We start from the raw sequence: 17,908 nt of genomic DNA on the forward strand, positions 1-17,908 counted from the left end.
CTTAATTAAAGGTGGTTTTCCTGTGCGATTATTCAGCATAATCTGGTCATCACTTGGATGGAAACAGGAATCATTTCAAATGGTTAAATCATTGTTAATTGCTGTTAATGAAAAGCTGTCGCACGACGATTTTGGCAAACTCTTGTTACGACTTACCGTCGGCGGGCTGATGCTGTTTCACGGTTTGCACAAGCTTTTCGGCGGCGTGGGCTTTATCAGTGGCATGCTGGCGGAGAAAGGGTTGCCGGGGTTTATCGCTTACGGCGTGTTGGTTGGTGAAGTGGTGGCACCGATACTGATTATTGTCGGCCTCTTCACGCGCCCGGCCGCGCTGGTGCTGGCGTTTACGATGATCGTGGCGTGGCTGATGGTGGGAATGGATGAGACATTCGCGCTCGATAAGGTCGGCGCATGGGCGATTGAAAGCCTGGTGTACTTCTTTATTGGCTCGCTGGCGGTGGCGTTTTTAGGGGCAGGGCGGTTTGCGCTGGGGAAAGGTCCGGCGTGGCGGTGAAAGTTGGATGCTGGAATGAAGGAAGGGGTCTACGGACCCTTTTTTATTGGTGGGTTTTAAGTGGTTGATTTTATTACGTTGAATTGTAAGTGGTAAAAAAGGGTTTAAGGGGAATTTTTAGGGGAATTCTTTATCTGACAAGGTTATAGGTGTAGATTGTTCCAGTTCACTGCCGTACAGGCAGCTTAGAAATCCGTGCGTAAGCAGTTCGGCAACGATGTTGAGTTCACTGCCGTACAGGCAGCTTAGAAAGAAGCACGGTTTGCGGTAGCCGGGGCGAAAAGGTTCACTGCCGTACAGGCAGCTTAGAAATCCCCCTTGCCTTCGCCCAGGCAACGCGGGCAGTTCACTGCCGTACAGGCAGCTTAGAAATGTGCGGATTTCCTTTTCCAGAACGTCGACGAGTTCACTGCCGTACAGGCAGCTTAGAAAAGGAATCACTCATTGACGCTTTAGCGCTAAATGTTCACTGCCGTACAGGCAGCTTAGAAAGCTCCACTCCAGCACACCTTCGATGTGAGTATCGTTCACTGCCGTACAGGCAGCTTAGAAAGTTTCTGATGGCAACCACAATTACGCGGTTTCGTTCACTGCCGTACAGGCAGCTTAGAAATCAATGACTTCTACAACACCAACTCTTAACCCGTTCACTGCCGTACAGGCAGCTTAGAAAACAGAGAGCTTTTTGGCTAAATGGATATCAAGGTTCACTGCCGTACAGGCAGCTTAGAAAACAGGAGAAAACCAGGATGCACACACGAAACGGTTCACTGCCGTACAGGCAGCTTAGAAAAGCTGCGCACCAAGACATGGCCTGAAATTATCGTTCACTGCCGTACAGGCAGCTTAGAAAATCGTTACCGCTGCGGCGATTTTGCCATTCTCGTTCACTGCCGTACAAGCAGCCCGCACAATCCAGGTCGGGTATACGCAGTATCATCCGACAAAAAGCCCGGTGGCGCTGACGCTTACCGGGCCTGCGATCGAACGTTTACCGTTTATGCGAGGACCAGGTCCCCCTGCGGATGGCACGAGCACGCCAGCACGTAACCCTCGGCAATCTCCGCGTCGGACAGCGTCATGGTGCTGGTGACGGTGTACTCCCCGGAAACCACTTTCGTCTTACAGCAGCCGCACACGCCCGCACGGCAGGCCGCTGCTACCGGCACCTTGTTGCTTTCCAGCGCTTCCAGCAGCGTGGTGCCCACGCGGCCAAAGAAGGTCTGCGCGGGCTGCAGCTTGGTGAACTGAATCCCGCTGCTTGCCGCTTCCGCCACCGGCGTGAAGAACTGCTCTTTAAAGAAACGGGTTACGCCGAGCGCTTTCACCTCTTTCTCCACGATATCCATGTACGGCGCCGGGCCGCAGGTCATTACGGTACGGTTCGCAATGTCCGGCACGCTTTGCAGCAGCTCACGGCTCAGGCGGCCGGGCACAAAGCCGTGCGTCGCGTTATGTTCCGCCACCAGCGTCACCGGATAATCACGCCACTCCTCGGCGAAAATAACGTCTTCCGGAGAGCGCACGCTGAAGATCGCCTGCACGTCGGCCTGCGGGCGGTTCTTCGCCAGCCAGCGGCGCATCGACATAATCGGCGTTACGCCGCAGCCCGCCGCCAGCAGCAGGAATTTATCGTCTGCCTTGTCGTCACAGGTGAAATCCCCCAGGGCGTCGGACAGCCAGATGTAATCTCCGCGCTTCACGTCACGGGTCAGCCACTGCGAGCCGGCACCGTCATCAATGCGGCGGACGGTGAGCGTAATGTACTCGCTCACGCCCGGCGTGGAGGAGATCGTGTAGGCGCGCAGAGTGTCCGCCGAATGGCGGACGCTGACCAGCGCATACTGACCTGCACGGTACGGATAGTAGTCGTGACAGAGCAGCGACAGCGTCCACACATCCGGCGTCTCCTGATGGATGTGATGAACCTGCATCCGCCACGGACATTGTGAGGTTGGCATGGTCATGAATAGCTCCTTACGCGCTCAGCAGTTGCTTCATATCATCTTCAACGTTGGTGACTGAACGCAGACCGAATTTCTCGTTCAGCACGGCCAGCAGGTCCGGCGTCAGGAAGCCTGGCGCGGTCGGGCCGGTCACGATGTTGGTCACGCCCAGAGAGAGCAGGGTGAGCAGGATGACAATCGCTTTCTGCTCAAACCAGGAGAGCACGAGGGACAGCGGCAGATCGTTGACGCTGCAGCCCAGTTTTTCCGCCAGCGTGACCGCCAGAATAATGGCCGAGTAGGCATCGTTACACTGGCCCGCATCGATCAGGCGCGGCAGGCCTTCGATGTCGCCGAAGTCCAGCTTGTTGAAACGGTATTTACCGCACGCCAGGGTCAGGATCAGGCAGTCTTCCGGCACGCGGGTGGCGAAATCGGTGAAGTAGTTACGTTCGCCGCGCGCGCCGTCGCATCCGCCGACGAGGAAGATGTGGCGCAGCTTTTCACGGCTGACGAGATCGATCAGCGAATCAGCGGCGCCGAGAAGCGTCTCGCGACCGAAGCCGACGGTGATCAGGTGCGGAATTTCGCTGTACGGGAAGCCTGCCATCTGCTGCGCCTGGGCGATAACCGGACCGAAATCGTCGCCTTCGAGGTGGCTCACGCCCGGCCAGCCGACGATGCTGCGGGTCCAGATGCGGTCGTCATACGCGCCCACGGTCGGGTCGATGATGCAGTTAGAGGTCATCACGATAGGGCCAGGGAAACGGGCAAATTCCACCTGCTGGTTCTGCCAGCCGCTGCCGTAGTTACCGATCAGATGCCTGAATTTACGCAGCTCCGGGTAGCCGTGCGCCGGCAGCATTTCGCCGTGGGTATAGACGTTAACAGCGGTGCCTTCGGTCTGCTTCAACAGGTTGTAGAGATCTTTCAGGTCGTGACCGGAAATCAGGATGCACTTGCCTTCGGTCGCCTTGACGTTGACCTGCGTTGGCGTCGGGTGGCCGTAGGTGCTGGTTTCACCGGCATCCAGAATGCTCATCACGCGGAAGTTCATCTGGCCGATTTCCATTGAGCACTCAAGCAGGGCGTTCATATCGGCAGGCCAGGTACCCAGCCACGCCATGATCTTGTGGTACTGAGCGTAGATGTCATTGTCGTACTGACCGAGCACGTGCGCGTGCTCCATATAGGCCGCAGCGCCTTTCAGGCCGTACAGGCACAGCAGGCGCAGGCCGAGAATGTTCTCGCCAATCGCCGCTTTGTCTTTATTCGGGGTGAATTCTGCCGCCTGACGCTGGAGGTCGCCCAGATCGTCGCTCACCAGCTGAAGCTTTGACATAGGATTGTCCACATGAGCGTTAGCATCCACCTTCAGGCACTGCGCCTTCAGCGCTTCGCGCAGGGCAATCGCTTCACGGGCATAGCCGACGATGCGCGGAGAGTCGAAGTTAACGTTGGTCAGCGTGGAGAAGAAGGCGCGCGGGGCGAAGCTGTCAACGTAATGGTCGACGATGCCGTATTCGCGGGCTTTGAACGCCCATGCGGAAAGGCCTTGCAGGGCAGCAATCAGCAGGTCCTGCAGGTCTGATGTTTCTGCGGTTTTGCCGCACATACCCTGTGCGTAAGAGCAGCCATTGCCTGCCGGAGTACGGATGGTTTGTTCACATTGCACACAAAACATAATCACACCTGTTAAAGTTATATTTGATATACATGTTTAAGGTTATGCCTGTGCCTGAACGGTGAAAAGGGTTTTCTGCTACAAAATAGGGGGAGATTGATTTAGCGCAATTTTGGCGGCAGGAAACCTACCGCCAAAGAAGTATCAGGCGGAGAAGAAGGCCATCATAACCGGAACCAGCAGACTTAAAATAAAGCCGTGTACGATGGCGGCGGGCACCATCTCCAGCCCGCCTGAACGCTGAAGGACCGGCAGGGTAAAGTCCATCGACGTCGCGCCGCACAAGCCCAGCGCCGTTGAGCGGCTGCGGCGAACCAGACCCGGGATCAGCATGATGGCAATCAGCTCTCGCGCCAGATCGTTAAAGAAGGCGGCGCTGCCGATGACCGGGCCGAAGGATTCGGTCAGCAGAATACCGGAGAGGGAGTACCAGCCGAACCCGGAGGCCATCGCCAGGCCGGTCTTCAGAGGCAGATCGAGAATAAAGGCATTAATGACGCCCGCCACCATTGAGCTGGCGACAACCATAACGGCAACGATCATTCCCCGACGGTTCAGGACGATCTGTTTCAGCGTCATGCCGTTATTTCGCAGCTGAATGCCAATCAGGAACAGCAGGAAGATCAGGGTATATTCGCTGGCCTCTGTTGCGTGCTGTAAAAATGTCCATCCGGTAAGGCCCAGAAGAAATCCGAGCACCACGACGCCGCAGAGCTTTAATGATTCCAGCGCCATTGCAATTCGGGAGGGCAGCTTTTCCTGGTGGTGATTATTTTTCCATGGAATAGTGCGTTCCAGCCACAGCAGGGCGGCAATATTGCACAGCAAAATAACCACCACGGTGACCGCAGAATAATGCAGGATGGAAAGTAAATTCGTCGCCAGATTATCCAGGAAGGCCAGGCTGATTCCCATAAAGAACAGAATGACGTAAACAATCCAGCTGAGAAAACGGTTGATAAGCTTTAAGGCCGATTCATGACGCAGCGGAATAAGATAGCCCGCAATCAGGGGCAGCAGAATAATGAGGAGTCCTGAAAACATGAACAGCCGGTCCTTTTGAGTATTCGTTAAGCGCCAGAGACACTACCCAATAAAGGCTATTCAGTAAAGCGGCAAAAGAAAGCCGGGTGGCGACTGCGCCTTACCCGGCTTGTATGTGCGGCCTGTTGCCCTCACCCCGGCCCTCTCCCACGGGGAGAGGGAGGGATAGATTAATCGCGTTTTTCCAGCAGGGTGCGGTACAGCACGCCGCCCAGGATACCGCCGACGATCGGCATCACCCAGAACAGCCACAGCTGCTCAAGCGCCCAGCCGCCCTGGAAAATGGCCACCGCGGTGCTGCGCGCCGGGTTAACAGAGGTGTTGGTGACCGGAATAGAAATCAGGTGGATAAGCGTCAACGCCAGACCGATGGCAATAGGCGCAAAACCTGCTGGCGCATATTTGTCGGTTGCGCCGTGGATCACCAGCAGGAAGCCTGCGGTCAGCACAATTTCAATGACGATGGCAGACAGCATGGAATAACCGCCCGGAGAGTGTTCGCCGAAGCCGTTAGAGGCGAAGCCGCTGGCCGCTGCGTCAAAGCCCGCTTTACCGCTGGCAATGACGTACAGAACGCCCGCCGCAATAATACCGCCAACCACCTGCGCCACGATGTAGCCAATAACCTCTTTCGCCGGGAAACGGCCGCCCGCCCATAAACCTAATGTCACCGCCGGGTTAAAATGACCCCCGGAAATATGCCCTACGGCAAACGCCATGGTTAATACGGTTAAACCAAACGCCAGCGCGACGCCGACAAAACCAATGCCTAATTCCGGGAATGCTGCTGCCAGAACGGCACTACCGCAGCCACCAAATACCAGCCAGAATGTACCAAAGCACTCTGCTGCCAATTTTCTAAACATAACCACCTCAAAATTATTTTCCACGCGTTTTCCCGCGCGCGGGATATATCGCCATAAAGGGATGACGACTCAAAGAGCCCGTATTTTAAAAACCAACAACACCCCTTCGCCACTTAAATAAATTCGATTAATTTGATTTAAGGCAATGTGATGTCAATCCTTGTTCAAGTCAGCGGTAAATAGAGCATAGTTCAAATCTCACAAGGATGAATGTTCTGCTGTCGTGCCAGGATTCCTGCCGCTATACTGCTGATAACTTAAAGGAAAAAGTGATCATTTCGCGGGGGATTTATGCTTCTCGAACGTGTGGAAATTGTCGGGTTTCGCGGTATTAACCGCCTGTCGCTTCAGCTGGAGCAGAACAACGTCCTGATCGGCGAGAACGCGTGGGGTAAGTCCAGCCTGCTGGATGCGCTGACGCTGCTGCTTTCACCCGAAGATGATTTGTACCACTTTGTTCACGATGATTTCTGGTTCCCGCCCGGCGACGTGACGGGCCGCGAGAAGCATCTGCATATCATCCTGACGTTCCGCGAATCCGAGCCCGGCCGTCACCGCGTGCGTCGCTTCCGTCCGCTGTCGCCCTGCTGGGTGCCCTGCGACGATAGTTTCCACCGGATTTTCTATCGTCTGGAAGGGGAGATGGCGGAAAACGAGGGGGTGCTGACCCTGCGTGAATTCCTCGATGAGAAAGCCAACCCGATCCCGCTGGAGAATATCGACGATCTTGCGCGTCATCTGATCCGCCTGACGCCGGTGTTACGCCTGCGCGATGCGCGCTTTATGCGCCGTATTCGTAACGGCACCGTACCGAACATGCCGGAAGTGGAAGTCACCGCCCGCGAGCTGGATTTTCTGGCGCGAGAGCTGGTGTCGCGTCCGCAGAATCTTACCGATGGTCAAATTCGTCAGGGGCTGTCCGCGATGGTGCAACTGCTGGAGCACTACTTTTCCGAGCAGGGCACGTCGGAGTCCCGCCATCGTTTGATGCGCCGCCGCTCTCATGATGAACAGCGCAGCTGGCGCTATCTCGACATCATCAACAGGATGATTGACCGGCCCGGCGGGCGTACCCATCGGGTGATATTACTGGGGCTGTTTTCAACGCTTCTGCAGGCGAAGGGCACCGTGCGTCTTGACCGGGATGCCCGGCCGCTGCTGCTGGTGGAAGACCCGGAAACGCGCCTGCACCCCATCATGCTCTCCGTGGCGTGGCACCTGCTGAATCTGCTGCCGCTCCAGCGGATTACCACCACCAATTCCGGTGAGCTGCTATCGCTGACGCCGGTGGAGCACATCTGCCGTCTGGTGCGCGAGTCCTCCCGCGTATCCGCGTACCGCCTCGGACCCGGCGGGATGAATGCCGAAGACGGGCGGCGTATCGCGTTTCACATCCGCTTTAATCGCGCTTCGTCGCTCTTTGCCCGCTGCTGGCTGCTGGTTGAGGGGGAAACGGAAACCTGGGTCATCAACGAACTGGCGCGCCAGTGCGGCCACCATTTTGATGCAGAGGGCATTAAGGTCATCGAATTTGCCCAGTCGGGATTAAAACCGCTGATAAAATTTGCCCGCCGAATGGGGATTGAATGGCATGTGCTGGTGGACGGTGACGAGGCGGGGAAAAAATATGCCTCAACCGTGCGCAGCCTGCTGAACAACGAGCGCGAAGAAGAGCGCGACCACTTAACGATGCTGCCCGCGATGGACATGGAGCATTTTATGTACCGTCAGGGCTTTGACGACGTATTCCACCGCATTGCGATGGTGCCGATCGACGTACCAATGAACATGCGGCGCGTGATCGCCAAAGCTATTCACCGTTCGTCGAAACCGGATTTAGCCATTGAAGTGGCGACGGAAGCGGGAAGGCGGGGCGTGGAGGCCGTTCCGACGCTGCTGCGGAAAATGTTCTCCCGCGTGCTGTGGCTGGCACGCGGAAGGGCGGATTAACGCCGGGTTGCCTGTTCTACCTGCTGAATGAGGCTATCCAGCAGCGCGTAGCGGCGGCGATATTCAGAACGTTTTTTGCTCGCAATCTCGTCCATCGGTTTACGCGACATGGCAAGCGGCAGCATAAAGTGGCCGCTATCCTGTTTTTCCCCACCGAGGGAACTCCAGAAGCTGTCGTAATCGGCCAGCAGTTTCCCCTCTTTTTTCTTGCGGTAGCGCCAGCTGCGATAAATATGGGTGGCGTTACTGACGGCAACAATCTGCGCGACCGGGAATGCGGCGCCGAACGTCATGGCGGCTTCAACCAGCAGGCGTTTCGGGAACAGGCCGTGGCAGGCCTTCGTCGCTTTCTGGATCTGCTCATGGGGAACATGCGCTTTCGCGCCTTGCAAACCGCCGATGAACAGCGTCGATTTTCCTTCAAACTGGCAGAGCGTAAAGGTTAGCTCCGCCAGCACTGTATTCTGACCGTTGCAGAAGGTGAGGGTGGCCTCGCCCTCTTTATCCAGGAACGCATCGGCACACAGGCGGACGGTAAATGGCTGGTCATCTTTCCCGGTTAAGGTCAGCAGCGTAGTCCCCTGCGTCGAAAGATAGCCCTTCAGGAGCGTGGCCGGAAGCTGTCGGCTCATGGCCTCATAGTGCCAGTTCAGGGATTCCAGCGCATGCTGGCGGTCCATTTTCACCGTCAGCCAGGGACGGTGAAGCCGACACGGCAGACCGGGCTGCACCTGCAACATCTGCATCAGACGAGGCTGCTTAGCGAGGTTCGTTAACAGGCGAGACGTGCTCATGGGCGTTGCCAGCGAACGCAGCATGAACTTACGGCGATAGGCGGGGTTCTGCCATGCAAGGCCGGGCGCGATCTTACCGAACGCCAGGTTTTTGAAGAGCTGCCAGCCGGATGTCGGCTGCGTCAGGTTTGAAAGAGGTGTATCGACGATAGAAGACATGATAAATCCTGAGTCTTTTGGAATACCGCTATTTCAGCAGGGGAAATATCAACGTCTTGTAAACAAATTAAGGTGATTTCGGAGAACGGGGGTTTCGTTAAGGAGTCGTTTAGATAGAATCAACGTTTATTATTGCCAGAACATTTAATTGGAATATTTATGAACCTCAAGGGAAAACGCAGAACGCTGTTTCTGCTGCTGGCGCTGGTGATTGTAGCCGGTGGATTCTGGTTATGGCAGGTGCTTAACGCGCCTGTGCCGCAGTACCAGACGCTGATCGTTCGTCCCGGTGAACTGCAGCAAAACGTCCTTGCGACGGGCAAACTTGATGCGCTGCGCAAAGTTGACGTCGGCGCGCAGGTCAGCGGCCAGCTGAAAACGCTGTCGGTAGAGATTGGCGACAAGGTGAAAAAAGGCCAGCTGCTTGGCGTTATCGATCCCGAGCAGGCTGAGAACCAGATCCGCGAAGTGGAAGCTACGCTGATGGAGCTGCGCGCGCAGCGTGCGCAGGCGCAGGCAGAGCGTAACCTGGCGCAGGTAACGCTGACCCGCCAGCAGGCCCTGGCGAAAACCCAGGCTATTTCAAAGCAGGATTTAGACACCGCCGCGACTGAACTGGCGGTGAAACAGGCGCAGATTGGTACGATTGACGCGCAAATCAAGCGTAATCAGGCCTCGCTGGATACGGCGAAAACCAACCTTGATTACACAAAGATCGTCGCGCCGATGGCCGGGGAAGTGACGCAAATTACCACGCTGCAGGGCCAGACGGTAATTGCCGCCCAGCAGGCGCCAAACATTCTGACGCTGGCGGACATGAGCACCATGCTGGTGAAGGCCCAGGTCTCCGAGGCGGATGTGATCCATCTTAAGCCGGGGCAGAACGCCTGGTTTACCGTACTCGGCGACCCGCAAACCCGCTACGAAGGCGTGCTGAAAGATATCCTGCCGACGCCAGAAAAGGTTAACGACGCCATATTCTACTATGCGCGTTTCGAAGTCCCGAACCCGAAGGGCGTGCTGCGTCTGGACATGACCGCCCAGGTGCATATCCAGCTGACCGGCGTGAAGAACGTGCTGACCGTTCCGCTCTCCGCGCTGGGTGAATCCGCCGGGGACAATCGCTATAAGGTGAAAGTGCTGCGCAACGGCGAGACGCGCGAGCGTGAGGTGGTGATTGGCGCGCGCAACGACACCGACGTGGTGGTGGTAAAAGGGCTGGAAGAGGGCGAGGAGGTTGTTGTCAGCGAAAGCCTGCCCGGAGCCGCTAAATGACCGCGCTGCTTGAACTGAATGACATTCGTCGCAGCTATCCGTCGGGCGACGGCCCGGTGGAGGTGCTGAAGGGCATCTCCCTGCGGGTGGAGGCGGGCGAGATGGTGGCGATCGTAGGCGCGTCGGGTTCCGGTAAATCGACGCTGATGAACATTCTCGGCTGCCTGGATAAGCCCACCAGCGGTACCTACCGCGTGGCCGGGACGGACGTCTCAACGCTGGACGGCGACGCCCTGGCGAAGCTGCGCCGGGAACACTTTGGCTTTATCTTCCAGCGTTACCATCTGCTCTCTCACCTTAGCGCGGCGCAAAACGTAGAGGTGCCCGCGGTGTATGCGGGCGTTGAGCGGAAGAAACGCCTTGAGCGCGCGAAGGGGCTGTTAACGCGTCTGGGGCTGGCGGAGCGGGTGGATTACCAGCCGTCGCAGCTGTCCGGCGGCCAGCAGCAGCGCGTGAGTATTGCCCGTGCGCTGATGAACGGCGGGCAGGTGATCCTCGCGGATGAACCGACCGGAGCGCTCGACAGCCATTCCGGCGAAGAGGTGATGGCGATCCTGCATCAGTTGCGCGATCAGGGCCACACGGTGATTATCGTTACCCACGATCCGCAGGTGGCGGCCCAGGCTGAACGCATTATCGAGATCCGCGACGGTGAGCTGGTGAGCAACCCGCCGCCGCGCGAGGCCAGAACGGCGGCACCGAAGGAAGCGCTGCCTGCTTCGACCGGCTGGGGACAGTTCTCCAGCGGCTTTCGTGAAGCGCTGACCATGGCCTGGCTGGCGATGGCGGCCAATAAAATGCGCACCCTGCTGACCATGCTCGGCATCATCATCGGTATTGCCTCGGTGGTGTCGATAGTGGTGGTGGGCGATGCGGCCAAGCAGCTGGTGTTGGCGGATATTCGCGCTATCGGCACCAACACCATCGACGTTTATCCCGGCAAAGACTTTGGTGACGACGAGCCGCAGTATCAGCAGGCGCTGAAGTATGACGATCTGGCGGCCATCCAGAAGCAGCCGTGGGTGAACTCCGCCACGCCTGCGGTCTCGCAAAACCTGCGTCTGCGCTACGGCAATATCGACGTGGCGGCCAGCGCTAACGGCGTGAGCGGCGATTACTTTAACGTCTACGGCATGACCTTCAGCGAAGGCGCCACCTTCAACGCCGAACAGCTGGCGGGCAGGGCGCAGGTGGTGGTGCTGGACGCCAACTCGCGCAGGCAGCTCTTCCCCAATAAAGCGAACGTGGTGGGCGAAGTGATCCTGGTCGGCAATATGCCTGCCACGGTCATTGGCGTGGCGGAAGAGAAACAGTCGATGTTCGGCAGCAGCAAGATCCTGCGCGTCTGGCTGCCGTATACCACCATCTCCGGGCGGATTATGGGCCAGTCCTGGCTCAATTCCATCACCGTGCGCGTGAAGGAGGGCTATGACAGCGCGCTGGCGGAACAGCAGCTGGAGCGGCTGTTGACATTGCGCCACGGGAAGAAGGATTTCTTCACCTGGAATATGGACGGCCTCTTGAAAACGGCGGAAAAGACCACACGTACTCTTCAGCTGTTCCTGACGCTGGTGGCAGTGATCTCGCTGGTCGTCGGCGGTATCGGGGTGATGAATATCATGCTGGTGTCGGTGACCGAACGCACCCGGGAGATTGGCATCCGCATGGCGGTCGGGGCCAGAGCCAGCGACGTGCTCCAGCAGTTTCTGATTGAGGCGGTGCTGGTGTGCCTGGTGGGCGGTGCGATGGGCATTGCGCTCTCGATGATGATTGCCTTTGCGCTCCAGCTCTTTTTACCCGGCTGGGAGATTGGCTTCTCGCCGATGGCGATACTCACCGCGTTTTTGTGTTCCACCTTTACCGGCATTTTGTTTGGCTGGCTGCCTGCGCGCAACGCGGCGCGGCTGGATCCGGTGGACGCGCTGGCTCGGGAATAACCCGAAAATAAAAATGCCAGCCGATCGGGCTGGCATTTTGACTGCGGGATGTACACAATAAAACAGAGAGCTATGCAACCGTTTCTGCTTCAACGGGTACGATAAGGCTTGCATGATTGCCTTTTGGCCCCTGGTGTACATCGAACCGGACGGATTGCCCGGCTTTGAGCGTCCTGTAACCATCCATCTGAATGGTGGAATAGTGAGCGAAGATATCTTCGCCGCCGCCTTCGGGGCAGATGAAGCCAAACCCCTTGGCGTTGTTGAACCACTTAACAGTACCCATTTCCATGCTTCGACATCCTTCGTAAATCTTATAAATTAAGATGGAATGAACCGGTGGTGGAGTGGGGGCTGTTCAAAACCTCGCCATCTCACGCTTGTACAATTTAGATAAACGAAAGACGCCGTCAAGCGTTTGGCGCTGGAGTTGGGACAATAATCAACCAAAGTTTGAAGCAGTTAACGCTATTGCAACAGTTTGTGACAGACATCGCGGATGACAGTAATAGATGATTGTTATCTAACATCTGAGGTAGATTCAAAGTGGTTATGCAAAATGGGTAAGACCAACGACTGGCTGGATTTTGACCAGCTGGCGGAAGACAAAGTGCGTGACGCGCTAAAACCGCCATCTATGTATAAAGTTATGTTAATGAACGATGATTACACGCCGATGGAATTTGTTATTGACGTGCTACAAAAGTTCTTTTCTTATGATGTAGAACGTGCAACGCAACTGATGCTTACCGTTCATTATCGTGGCAAAGCTATCTGCGGCATCTTTACCGCCGAGGTGGCGGAAACCAAAGTGGCGATGGTGAACGACTATGCGAGGGAGAACGAGCATCCGTTGCTGTGTACGCTGGAAAAGGCCTGATAAGGCATAAAATTGGGGGAGGTGCCTATGCTCAATCAAGAACTGGAACTCAGTTTAAACATGGCTTTCGCCAGAGCGCGTGAGCACCGACATGAGTTTATGACCGTCGAGCATTTACTGCTCGCACTGCTTAGCAACCCATCCGCCCGCGAAGCGCTGGAAGCCTGCTCCGTGGATCTGGTGGCGCTACGTCAGGAACTCGAAGCCTTCATCGAACAAACCACACCGGTGCTGCCAGCCAGTGAAGAGGAGCGCGACACGCAGCCGACGCTCAGCTTCCAGCGCGTGCTGCAGCGCGCGGTATTCCACGTCCAGTCTTCCGGACGTAGCGAAGTGACTGGCGCAAACGTCTTAGTCGCCATCTTCAGCGAGCAGGAGTCACAGGCTGCCTACCTGCTGCGCAAACACGAAGTCAGCCGCCTCGACGTGGTTAACTTTATCTCTCACGGAACGCGCAAAGACGAGCCTAACCAGGCATCGGACTCCAGCAATCAGGTCAATAACAATGAAGAGCAAGCAGGCGGGGAGGATCGTATGGAAAACTTCACCACCAATCTTAACCAGCTTGCTCGCGTTGGCGGCATCGACCCGCTGATTGGTCGCGATAAAGAGCTGGAGCGCGCGATCCAGGTGCTGTGCCGTCGCCGCAAGAACAACCCGCTGTTGGTGGGTGAGTCAGGCGTGGGTAAAACCGCGATTGCCGAAGGTCTTGCCTGGCGCATTGTGCAGGGAGACGTGCCGGAAGTGATTGCCGACTGCACCATCTACTCGCTGGATATCGGCTCGCTGCTGGCGGGCACCAAATACCGCGGTGATTTTGAAAAACGCTTCAAGGCGCTGTTGAAACAGCTGGAGCAGGATACCAACAGCATCCTGTTTATCGATGAGATCCACACCATCATCGGCGCAGGGGCGGCCTCCGGTGGCCAGGTGGATGCCGCGAACCTGATCAAACCGCTGCTCTCCAGCGGCAAGATCCGCGTGATTGGCTCCACCACCTACCAGGAGTTCAGCAACATCTTTGAGAAAGACCGTGCGCTGGCGCGCCGCTTCCAGAAAATCGACGTGACCGAACCGTCCGTCGAGGAAACGGTGCAGATCATCAACGGCCTGAAGCCGAAGTACGAAGCGCACCACGACGTGCGTTACACCGCGAAAGCGGTCCGTGCGGCGGTGGAGCTGGCGGTGAAATACATCAACGACCGTCATCTGCCGGATAAGGCGATTGACGTGATTGATGAGGCAGGGGCGCGTGCGCGTCTGATGCCGGCCAGCAAGCGTAAGAAAACCGTTAACGTGGCGGATATTGAGTCCGTGGTGGCCCGCATCGCGCGTATCCCTGAGAAGAGCGTTTCTCAGAGCGACCGCGACACGCTGCGCACCCTCGGCAACCGCCTGAAAATGCTGGTCTTTGGTCAGGATAAAGCCATTGAGGCCTTAACCGAAGCGATCAAGATGGCCCGTGCCGGACTGGGGCATGACCACAAGCCTGTCGGTTCCTTCCTGTTCGCCGGCCCGACCGGCGTGGGGAAAACCGAGGTGACGGTTCAGCTCTCCAAAGCGCTGGGCATTGAGCTGCTGCGTTTTGATATGTCCGAGTACATGGAGCGCCACACCGTCAGCCGTTTGATTGGTGCGCCTCCGGGCTACGTGGGCTTTGACCAGGGCGGCCTGCTCACCGACGCGGTGATCAAGCATCCGCACGCGGTTCTGCTGCTTGATGAAATCGAGAAAGCGCACCCGGACGTGTTCAACATTCTCCTGCAGGTGATGGACAACGGGACGCTGACCGACAACAACGGGCGCAAGGCGGACTTCCGCAACGTGGTGCTGGTGATGACCACCAACGCCGGGGTGCGTGAAACCGAGCGTAAATCCATCGGCCTGATCCACCAGGATAACAGCACCGATGCGATGGAGGAGATCAAGAAGATCTTCACGCCGGAGTTCCGTAATCGTCTGGACAACATTATCTGGTTCGATCACCTGTCTACCGAGGTGATCCATCAGGTGGTGGATAAGTTCATCGTCGAACTGCAGGTTCAGCTGGATCAGAAAGGCGTGTCGCTGGAAGTGAGCCAGGAGGCCCGCAACTGGCTGGCCGAAAAAGGCTACGACCGTGCGATGGGGGCCCGTCCGATGGCGCGCGTGATTCAGGACAACCTGAAGAAACCGCTGGCGAACGAGCTGCTGTTTGGCTCGCTGGTGGACGGCGGTCAGGTGACCGTGGCGCTGGACCAGGCGAAGAACGAACTGACGTACGATTTCCAGAGTGCGGCGAAGCACAAGCCGGAAGCGGCTCACTAAGTTGTTTTAGTTCAAAAGCCGGGTTTTTAACCCGGCTTTTTTGTGCCCGCTTTTCTTCCTCTCCCTGTGGGCTGAGGAATCTCCACAAATTAATGCGAGCAGTGAACTATCCCCTCGCCCCTTTGGGGAGAGGGTTAGGGTGAGGGGAACAGGCCGCCGAGGAATTTTGCGAGGCGCTTTCCAGTTTCTTTCGAAGTCAGTTGCTGGATAAAACCACAGTAATAAAATGGCGGCGCACCTGCAAAAGCAGGTGCCGGGATTGGCGTCCTGAAAGTGTGTGAGCAGCAGTAATGCTGCAGGCTTCGTTCGCCCTAAGGAAAAGGGTATAATTCTGCATCTGGCGGGCGAATCGGAAGCTTCTTTTGAAGCGCCAGTAGCACACACACTGGTACGCCAATTCCTTTTCGTCCGCCGCCAGCAAATTGGCGTTTCCTGCGGTGGTAAATTCAAAGTGTGTGAAGGAATTACCCAATGAATACAGAAAACCATTTCGCCCATTTATACAGCGAACTCTCCCTCAACCCCGATCTCCCAACCCTTGCCGAGCGCTGCAAACTGCTCACCGAAATCCTCCTCGACTGCAAATCACTCCCGCAAACGCAGCCCGTTTGCCGTTGTCTCGGAGCTTACCTGGAAGAGGTGAAATCCGGCCTCACTGAATCAATGCGTGATTTTCAGGTGGTGGAATTTGAGGACGAGGCGGAACAACCGCGACAAAAAGAGTGGTTGCTGGAAGATACAGAAACGAAATGCGACTACTGCCGGGCGTTAAACCACGTGCTGCTGGTGTCGCATTTTGACCGCGAAATGTTGCCGCACCTGACGGGGCTCCTTCATGACATTACGCATTCGATGGCTGCTGATGTCGCTGCACCTCAACGTGCAGAAACGGTAATTCACATCATTTCCTGAGTGCAATCTGAGGCGTCGGGGGAGTTCCTCTGACGCTATTGGTTTAAACCCTTTTTTCTGATGCTTACGTAACATATTGATTTATATGGTGCGAATTTCTATTCCAGAAAAAAGGGTTTTATGCGTAAAAGTTGATTATTTTGTTTGCTAACAATAAGATGGCGTTGTTTCCTTTCAGTTCACTGCCGTACAGGCAGCTTAGAAACTGCCGCCGTTCCCGCGAATGATGCTGCCCCTGTTCACTGCCGTACAGGCAGCTTAGAAATGGAAGGGCTTCATCTACAAAGAACGGAACGAGTTCACTGCCGTACAGGCAGCTTAGAAATGGAGCTGCCATTCAAATGACAACGATTGTACGTTCACTGCCGTACAGGCAGCTTAGAAAGGTTGTTCCCGGATTCGTACCTATTGGATCACGTTCACTGCCGTACAGGCAGCTTAGAAAAATAACGAAAACGATCAGTGGAAAGGCTATGACGTTCACTGCCATACAGGCAGCTTAGAAAATCTTCAATTGCTAAACGAGTAGAACCGTTATGTTCACTGCCGCACAGGCAGAATAAAAACCATCGGCAATCATAACCGAGTCTACCAGGCGAATGCCCGTTTTAATGCTGAGCTAAACGTCACCTCTTCATTATGTTGACCTTGTATGGGGACTTGGCATTTTTAACCTGGAAATAAAATACCTTTGAGTTATTCTTTCCCCGTCAAAAACAAGGAGAAGTATATGAAATTTCAATGGGTTATTATGACAACAATTCTTTTTCTTCCATTAGCCAGTAATGCGGGTGTAATACCTCTCATGGGGGAACTTAAAGCCGAAAGTCATCAGGTTTGTGGGAAAAATATCGATGTGGAAGTTATTATGCTTGCAAATCACTCTACTTTGATCGGCCTGCAGAATAAACAAACACATAATCTGGATCTATTTCTCTCATCCGAGCAATCTTCCGAGGAAATGAATTATGCGAAATTCATTCCCGCCAAATATGATAACCTGTCAAAGAGTTTTGTTGCCCGCGAAGATAACGAAATTGATATAGTCTGGGGGAGCTCAAAAAATGATAAGGATGAGGTTTCTTATAGCCTTGCCCTTGGTCCTCAGACGTATTCGTGTAGCCCGCTCCAGAAGTGGCCAAGTGAAAAAGCCAATGAAATTTATGGTGAGACCCCCTGACTCTTGTTATGCTTACAGGCGCTTTTTTAAGCGTCTGTATCAATGACACCTTTCTGAACCTGGCAGGGAAGAGAAGTTGCGTAATTTATTTCCTGACATTAAGATGAGCGACGTTCTTCCTGCTTAACTGCTGTACAGGCAGTTTAGAAAAACTCGACTGCGAATTTTTCCGCAATAAAACGTTTACTGCCGTACAGGCAGCCCCCCTCTTTATAGTAAATATTCGGTATGTCAATTTTATAAGTGGAAGTATTCAAGCTCTCGCTTTTTTTCAAACGTATACACGTAAATATTCACGGGTGAATTATATTATTACGTATATATCATTGGTGAAAATAATGATTGAAGTAGGTAGAGTTATTTTTTATCTCAATTATAACTGTAATTAGTATTCATTTGATACCCGTCACATTTTTTTTCATCTTGTCTCCGATAACATGCAATGCATACAACACTTTGA

Annotated in this window: 14 protein-coding genes and 2 CRISPR repeat arrays; of the genes, 8 read left to right on the forward strand and 6 right to left on the reverse strand. The window is 55.3% G+C overall.

All coding sequences use genetic code 11. The annotated features are described in order from the left end of the window. Nucleotides 1-79: 79 nt before the first annotated feature. Entirely contained in the window at nt 80-514 is a 435-nt protein-coding gene (locus V1603_RS10645) for a DoxX family protein (RefSeq protein ID WP_166710612.1), read from the forward strand. A gap of 164 nt (nt 515-678) precedes the next feature. Further along, nucleotides 679-1,427: a CRISPR direct-repeat array (repeat unit 28 nt; unit sequence GTTCACTGCCGTACAGGCAGCTTAGAAA). Between the two features lie 85 nt (nt 1,428-1,512). Here V1603_RS10645 and hcr read toward each other — a convergent pair. The 4 genes from hcr to aqpZ form a co-directional block, all read right to left on the reverse strand. Next, nucleotides 1,513-2,481: an NADH oxidoreductase gene (gene hcr, locus V1603_RS10650; protein WP_395313892.1), complete on the reverse strand. Its 969-nt coding sequence runs from the start codon at nt 2,479-2,481 to the stop codon at nt 1,513-1,515. A 10-nt stretch (nt 2,482-2,491) separates the two neighbouring features. Continuing rightward, nucleotides 2,492-4,144, reverse strand: coding sequence for a hydroxylamine reductase (gene hcp / locus V1603_RS10655; protein ID WP_395313893.1), 1,653 nt, complete (start codon nt 4,142-4,144; stop codon nt 2,492-2,494). Between the two features lie 144 nt (nt 4,145-4,288). Further along, entirely contained in the window at nt 4,289-5,188 is a 900-nt protein-coding gene (locus V1603_RS10660) for a lysine exporter LysO family protein (RefSeq protein WP_116340996.1), read from the reverse strand. Between the two features lie 170 nt (nt 5,189-5,358). Further along, a complete protein-coding gene (aqpZ, locus tag V1603_RS10665) occupies nt 5,359-6,054 on the reverse strand; it encodes an aquaporin Z (protein ID WP_014831264.1) in 696 nt (231 codons plus the stop codon). Nucleotides 6,055-6,345: 291 nt separating this feature from the next. On the opposite strand from aqpZ, the gene V1603_RS10670 reads away from it, so the two are divergent. Further along, the gene (locus V1603_RS10670) at nt 6,346-8,004 is read left to right on the forward strand and encodes an ATP-dependent endonuclease (RefSeq protein WP_116340994.1); all 1,659 of its coding nucleotides are present in this window, start codon (nt 6,346-6,348) and stop codon (nt 8,002-8,004) included. Here the strand turns inward: V1603_RS10670 and V1603_RS10675 are convergent. After that, nucleotides 8,001-8,957, reverse strand: coding sequence for a VirK/YbjX family protein (locus tag V1603_RS10675; protein ID WP_395313894.1), 957 nt, complete (start codon nt 8,955-8,957; stop codon nt 8,001-8,003). The genes V1603_RS10670 and V1603_RS10675 overlap by 4 nt on opposite strands. A 159-nt stretch (nt 8,958-9,116) precedes the next feature. On the opposite strand from V1603_RS10675, the gene macA reads away from it, so the two are divergent. Both macA and macB read left to right on the forward strand, forming a co-directional pair. Beyond that, nucleotides 9,117-10,232: a macrolide transporter subunit MacA gene (gene macA, locus V1603_RS10680; protein ID WP_061098716.1), complete on the forward strand. Its 1,116-nt coding sequence runs from the start codon at nt 9,117-9,119 to the stop codon at nt 10,230-10,232. Continuing rightward, complete coding sequence (gene macB / locus V1603_RS10685) at nt 10,229-12,169, forward strand: macrolide ABC transporter ATP-binding protein/permease MacB (protein WP_116340990.1); 1,941 nt, start codon at nt 10,229-10,231, stop codon at nt 12,167-12,169. Before macA ends, macB begins: the two co-directional genes overlap by 4 nt. Nucleotides 12,170-12,239: 70 nt before the next feature. Here macB and cspD read toward each other — a convergent pair whose 3' ends face one another. Next, the gene (gene cspD / locus V1603_RS10690; RefSeq protein ID WP_006809408.1) at nt 12,240-12,461 is read right to left on the reverse strand and encodes a cold shock-like protein CspD; all 222 of its coding nucleotides are present in this window, start codon (nt 12,459-12,461) and stop codon (nt 12,240-12,242) included. A gap of 267 nt (nt 12,462-12,728) precedes the next feature. On the opposite strand from cspD, the gene clpS reads away from it, so the two are divergent. The 4 genes from clpS (at nt 12,729) to V1603_RS10710 (ending at nt 17,448) form a co-directional block, all read left to right on the forward strand. Beyond that, nucleotides 12,729-13,049 carry an ATP-dependent Clp protease adapter ClpS gene (gene clpS / locus V1603_RS10695; RefSeq protein ID WP_006174393.1) on the forward strand — a complete coding sequence of 107 codons (321 nt, stop codon included), beginning with the start codon at nt 12,729-12,731 and terminating at the stop codon, nt 13,047-13,049. 27 nt (nt 13,050-13,076) lie between these two features. Next, the gene (gene clpA, locus V1603_RS10700) at nt 13,077-15,356 is read left to right on the forward strand and encodes an ATP-dependent Clp protease ATP-binding subunit ClpA (RefSeq protein WP_008499992.1); all 2,280 of its coding nucleotides are present in this window, start codon (nt 13,077-13,079) and stop codon (nt 15,354-15,356) included. Nucleotides 15,357-15,827: 471 nt separating this feature from the next. Next, complete coding sequence (locus tag V1603_RS10705; RefSeq protein WP_395313895.1) at nt 15,828-16,268, forward strand: hypothetical protein; 441 nt, start codon at nt 15,828-15,830, stop codon at nt 16,266-16,268. Nucleotides 16,269-16,445: 177 nt separating this feature from the next. Next, nucleotides 16,446-16,834: direct repeats of the CRISPR family, unit length 28 nt; unit sequence GTTCACTGCCGTACAGGCAGCTTAGAAA. 164 nt (nt 16,835-16,998) lie between these two features. Beyond that, the gene (locus V1603_RS10710; protein ID WP_233002272.1) at nt 16,999-17,448 is read left to right on the forward strand and encodes a hypothetical protein; all 450 of its coding nucleotides are present in this window, start codon (nt 16,999-17,001) and stop codon (nt 17,446-17,448) included. Nucleotides 17,449-17,908 lie beyond the last annotated feature (460 nt).

This window comes from Enterobacter sp. ECC-219, from assembly GCF_043966805.1.
Lineage (GTDB): Bacteria > Pseudomonadota > Gammaproteobacteria > Enterobacterales > Enterobacteriaceae > Enterobacter > Enterobacter cloacae_N.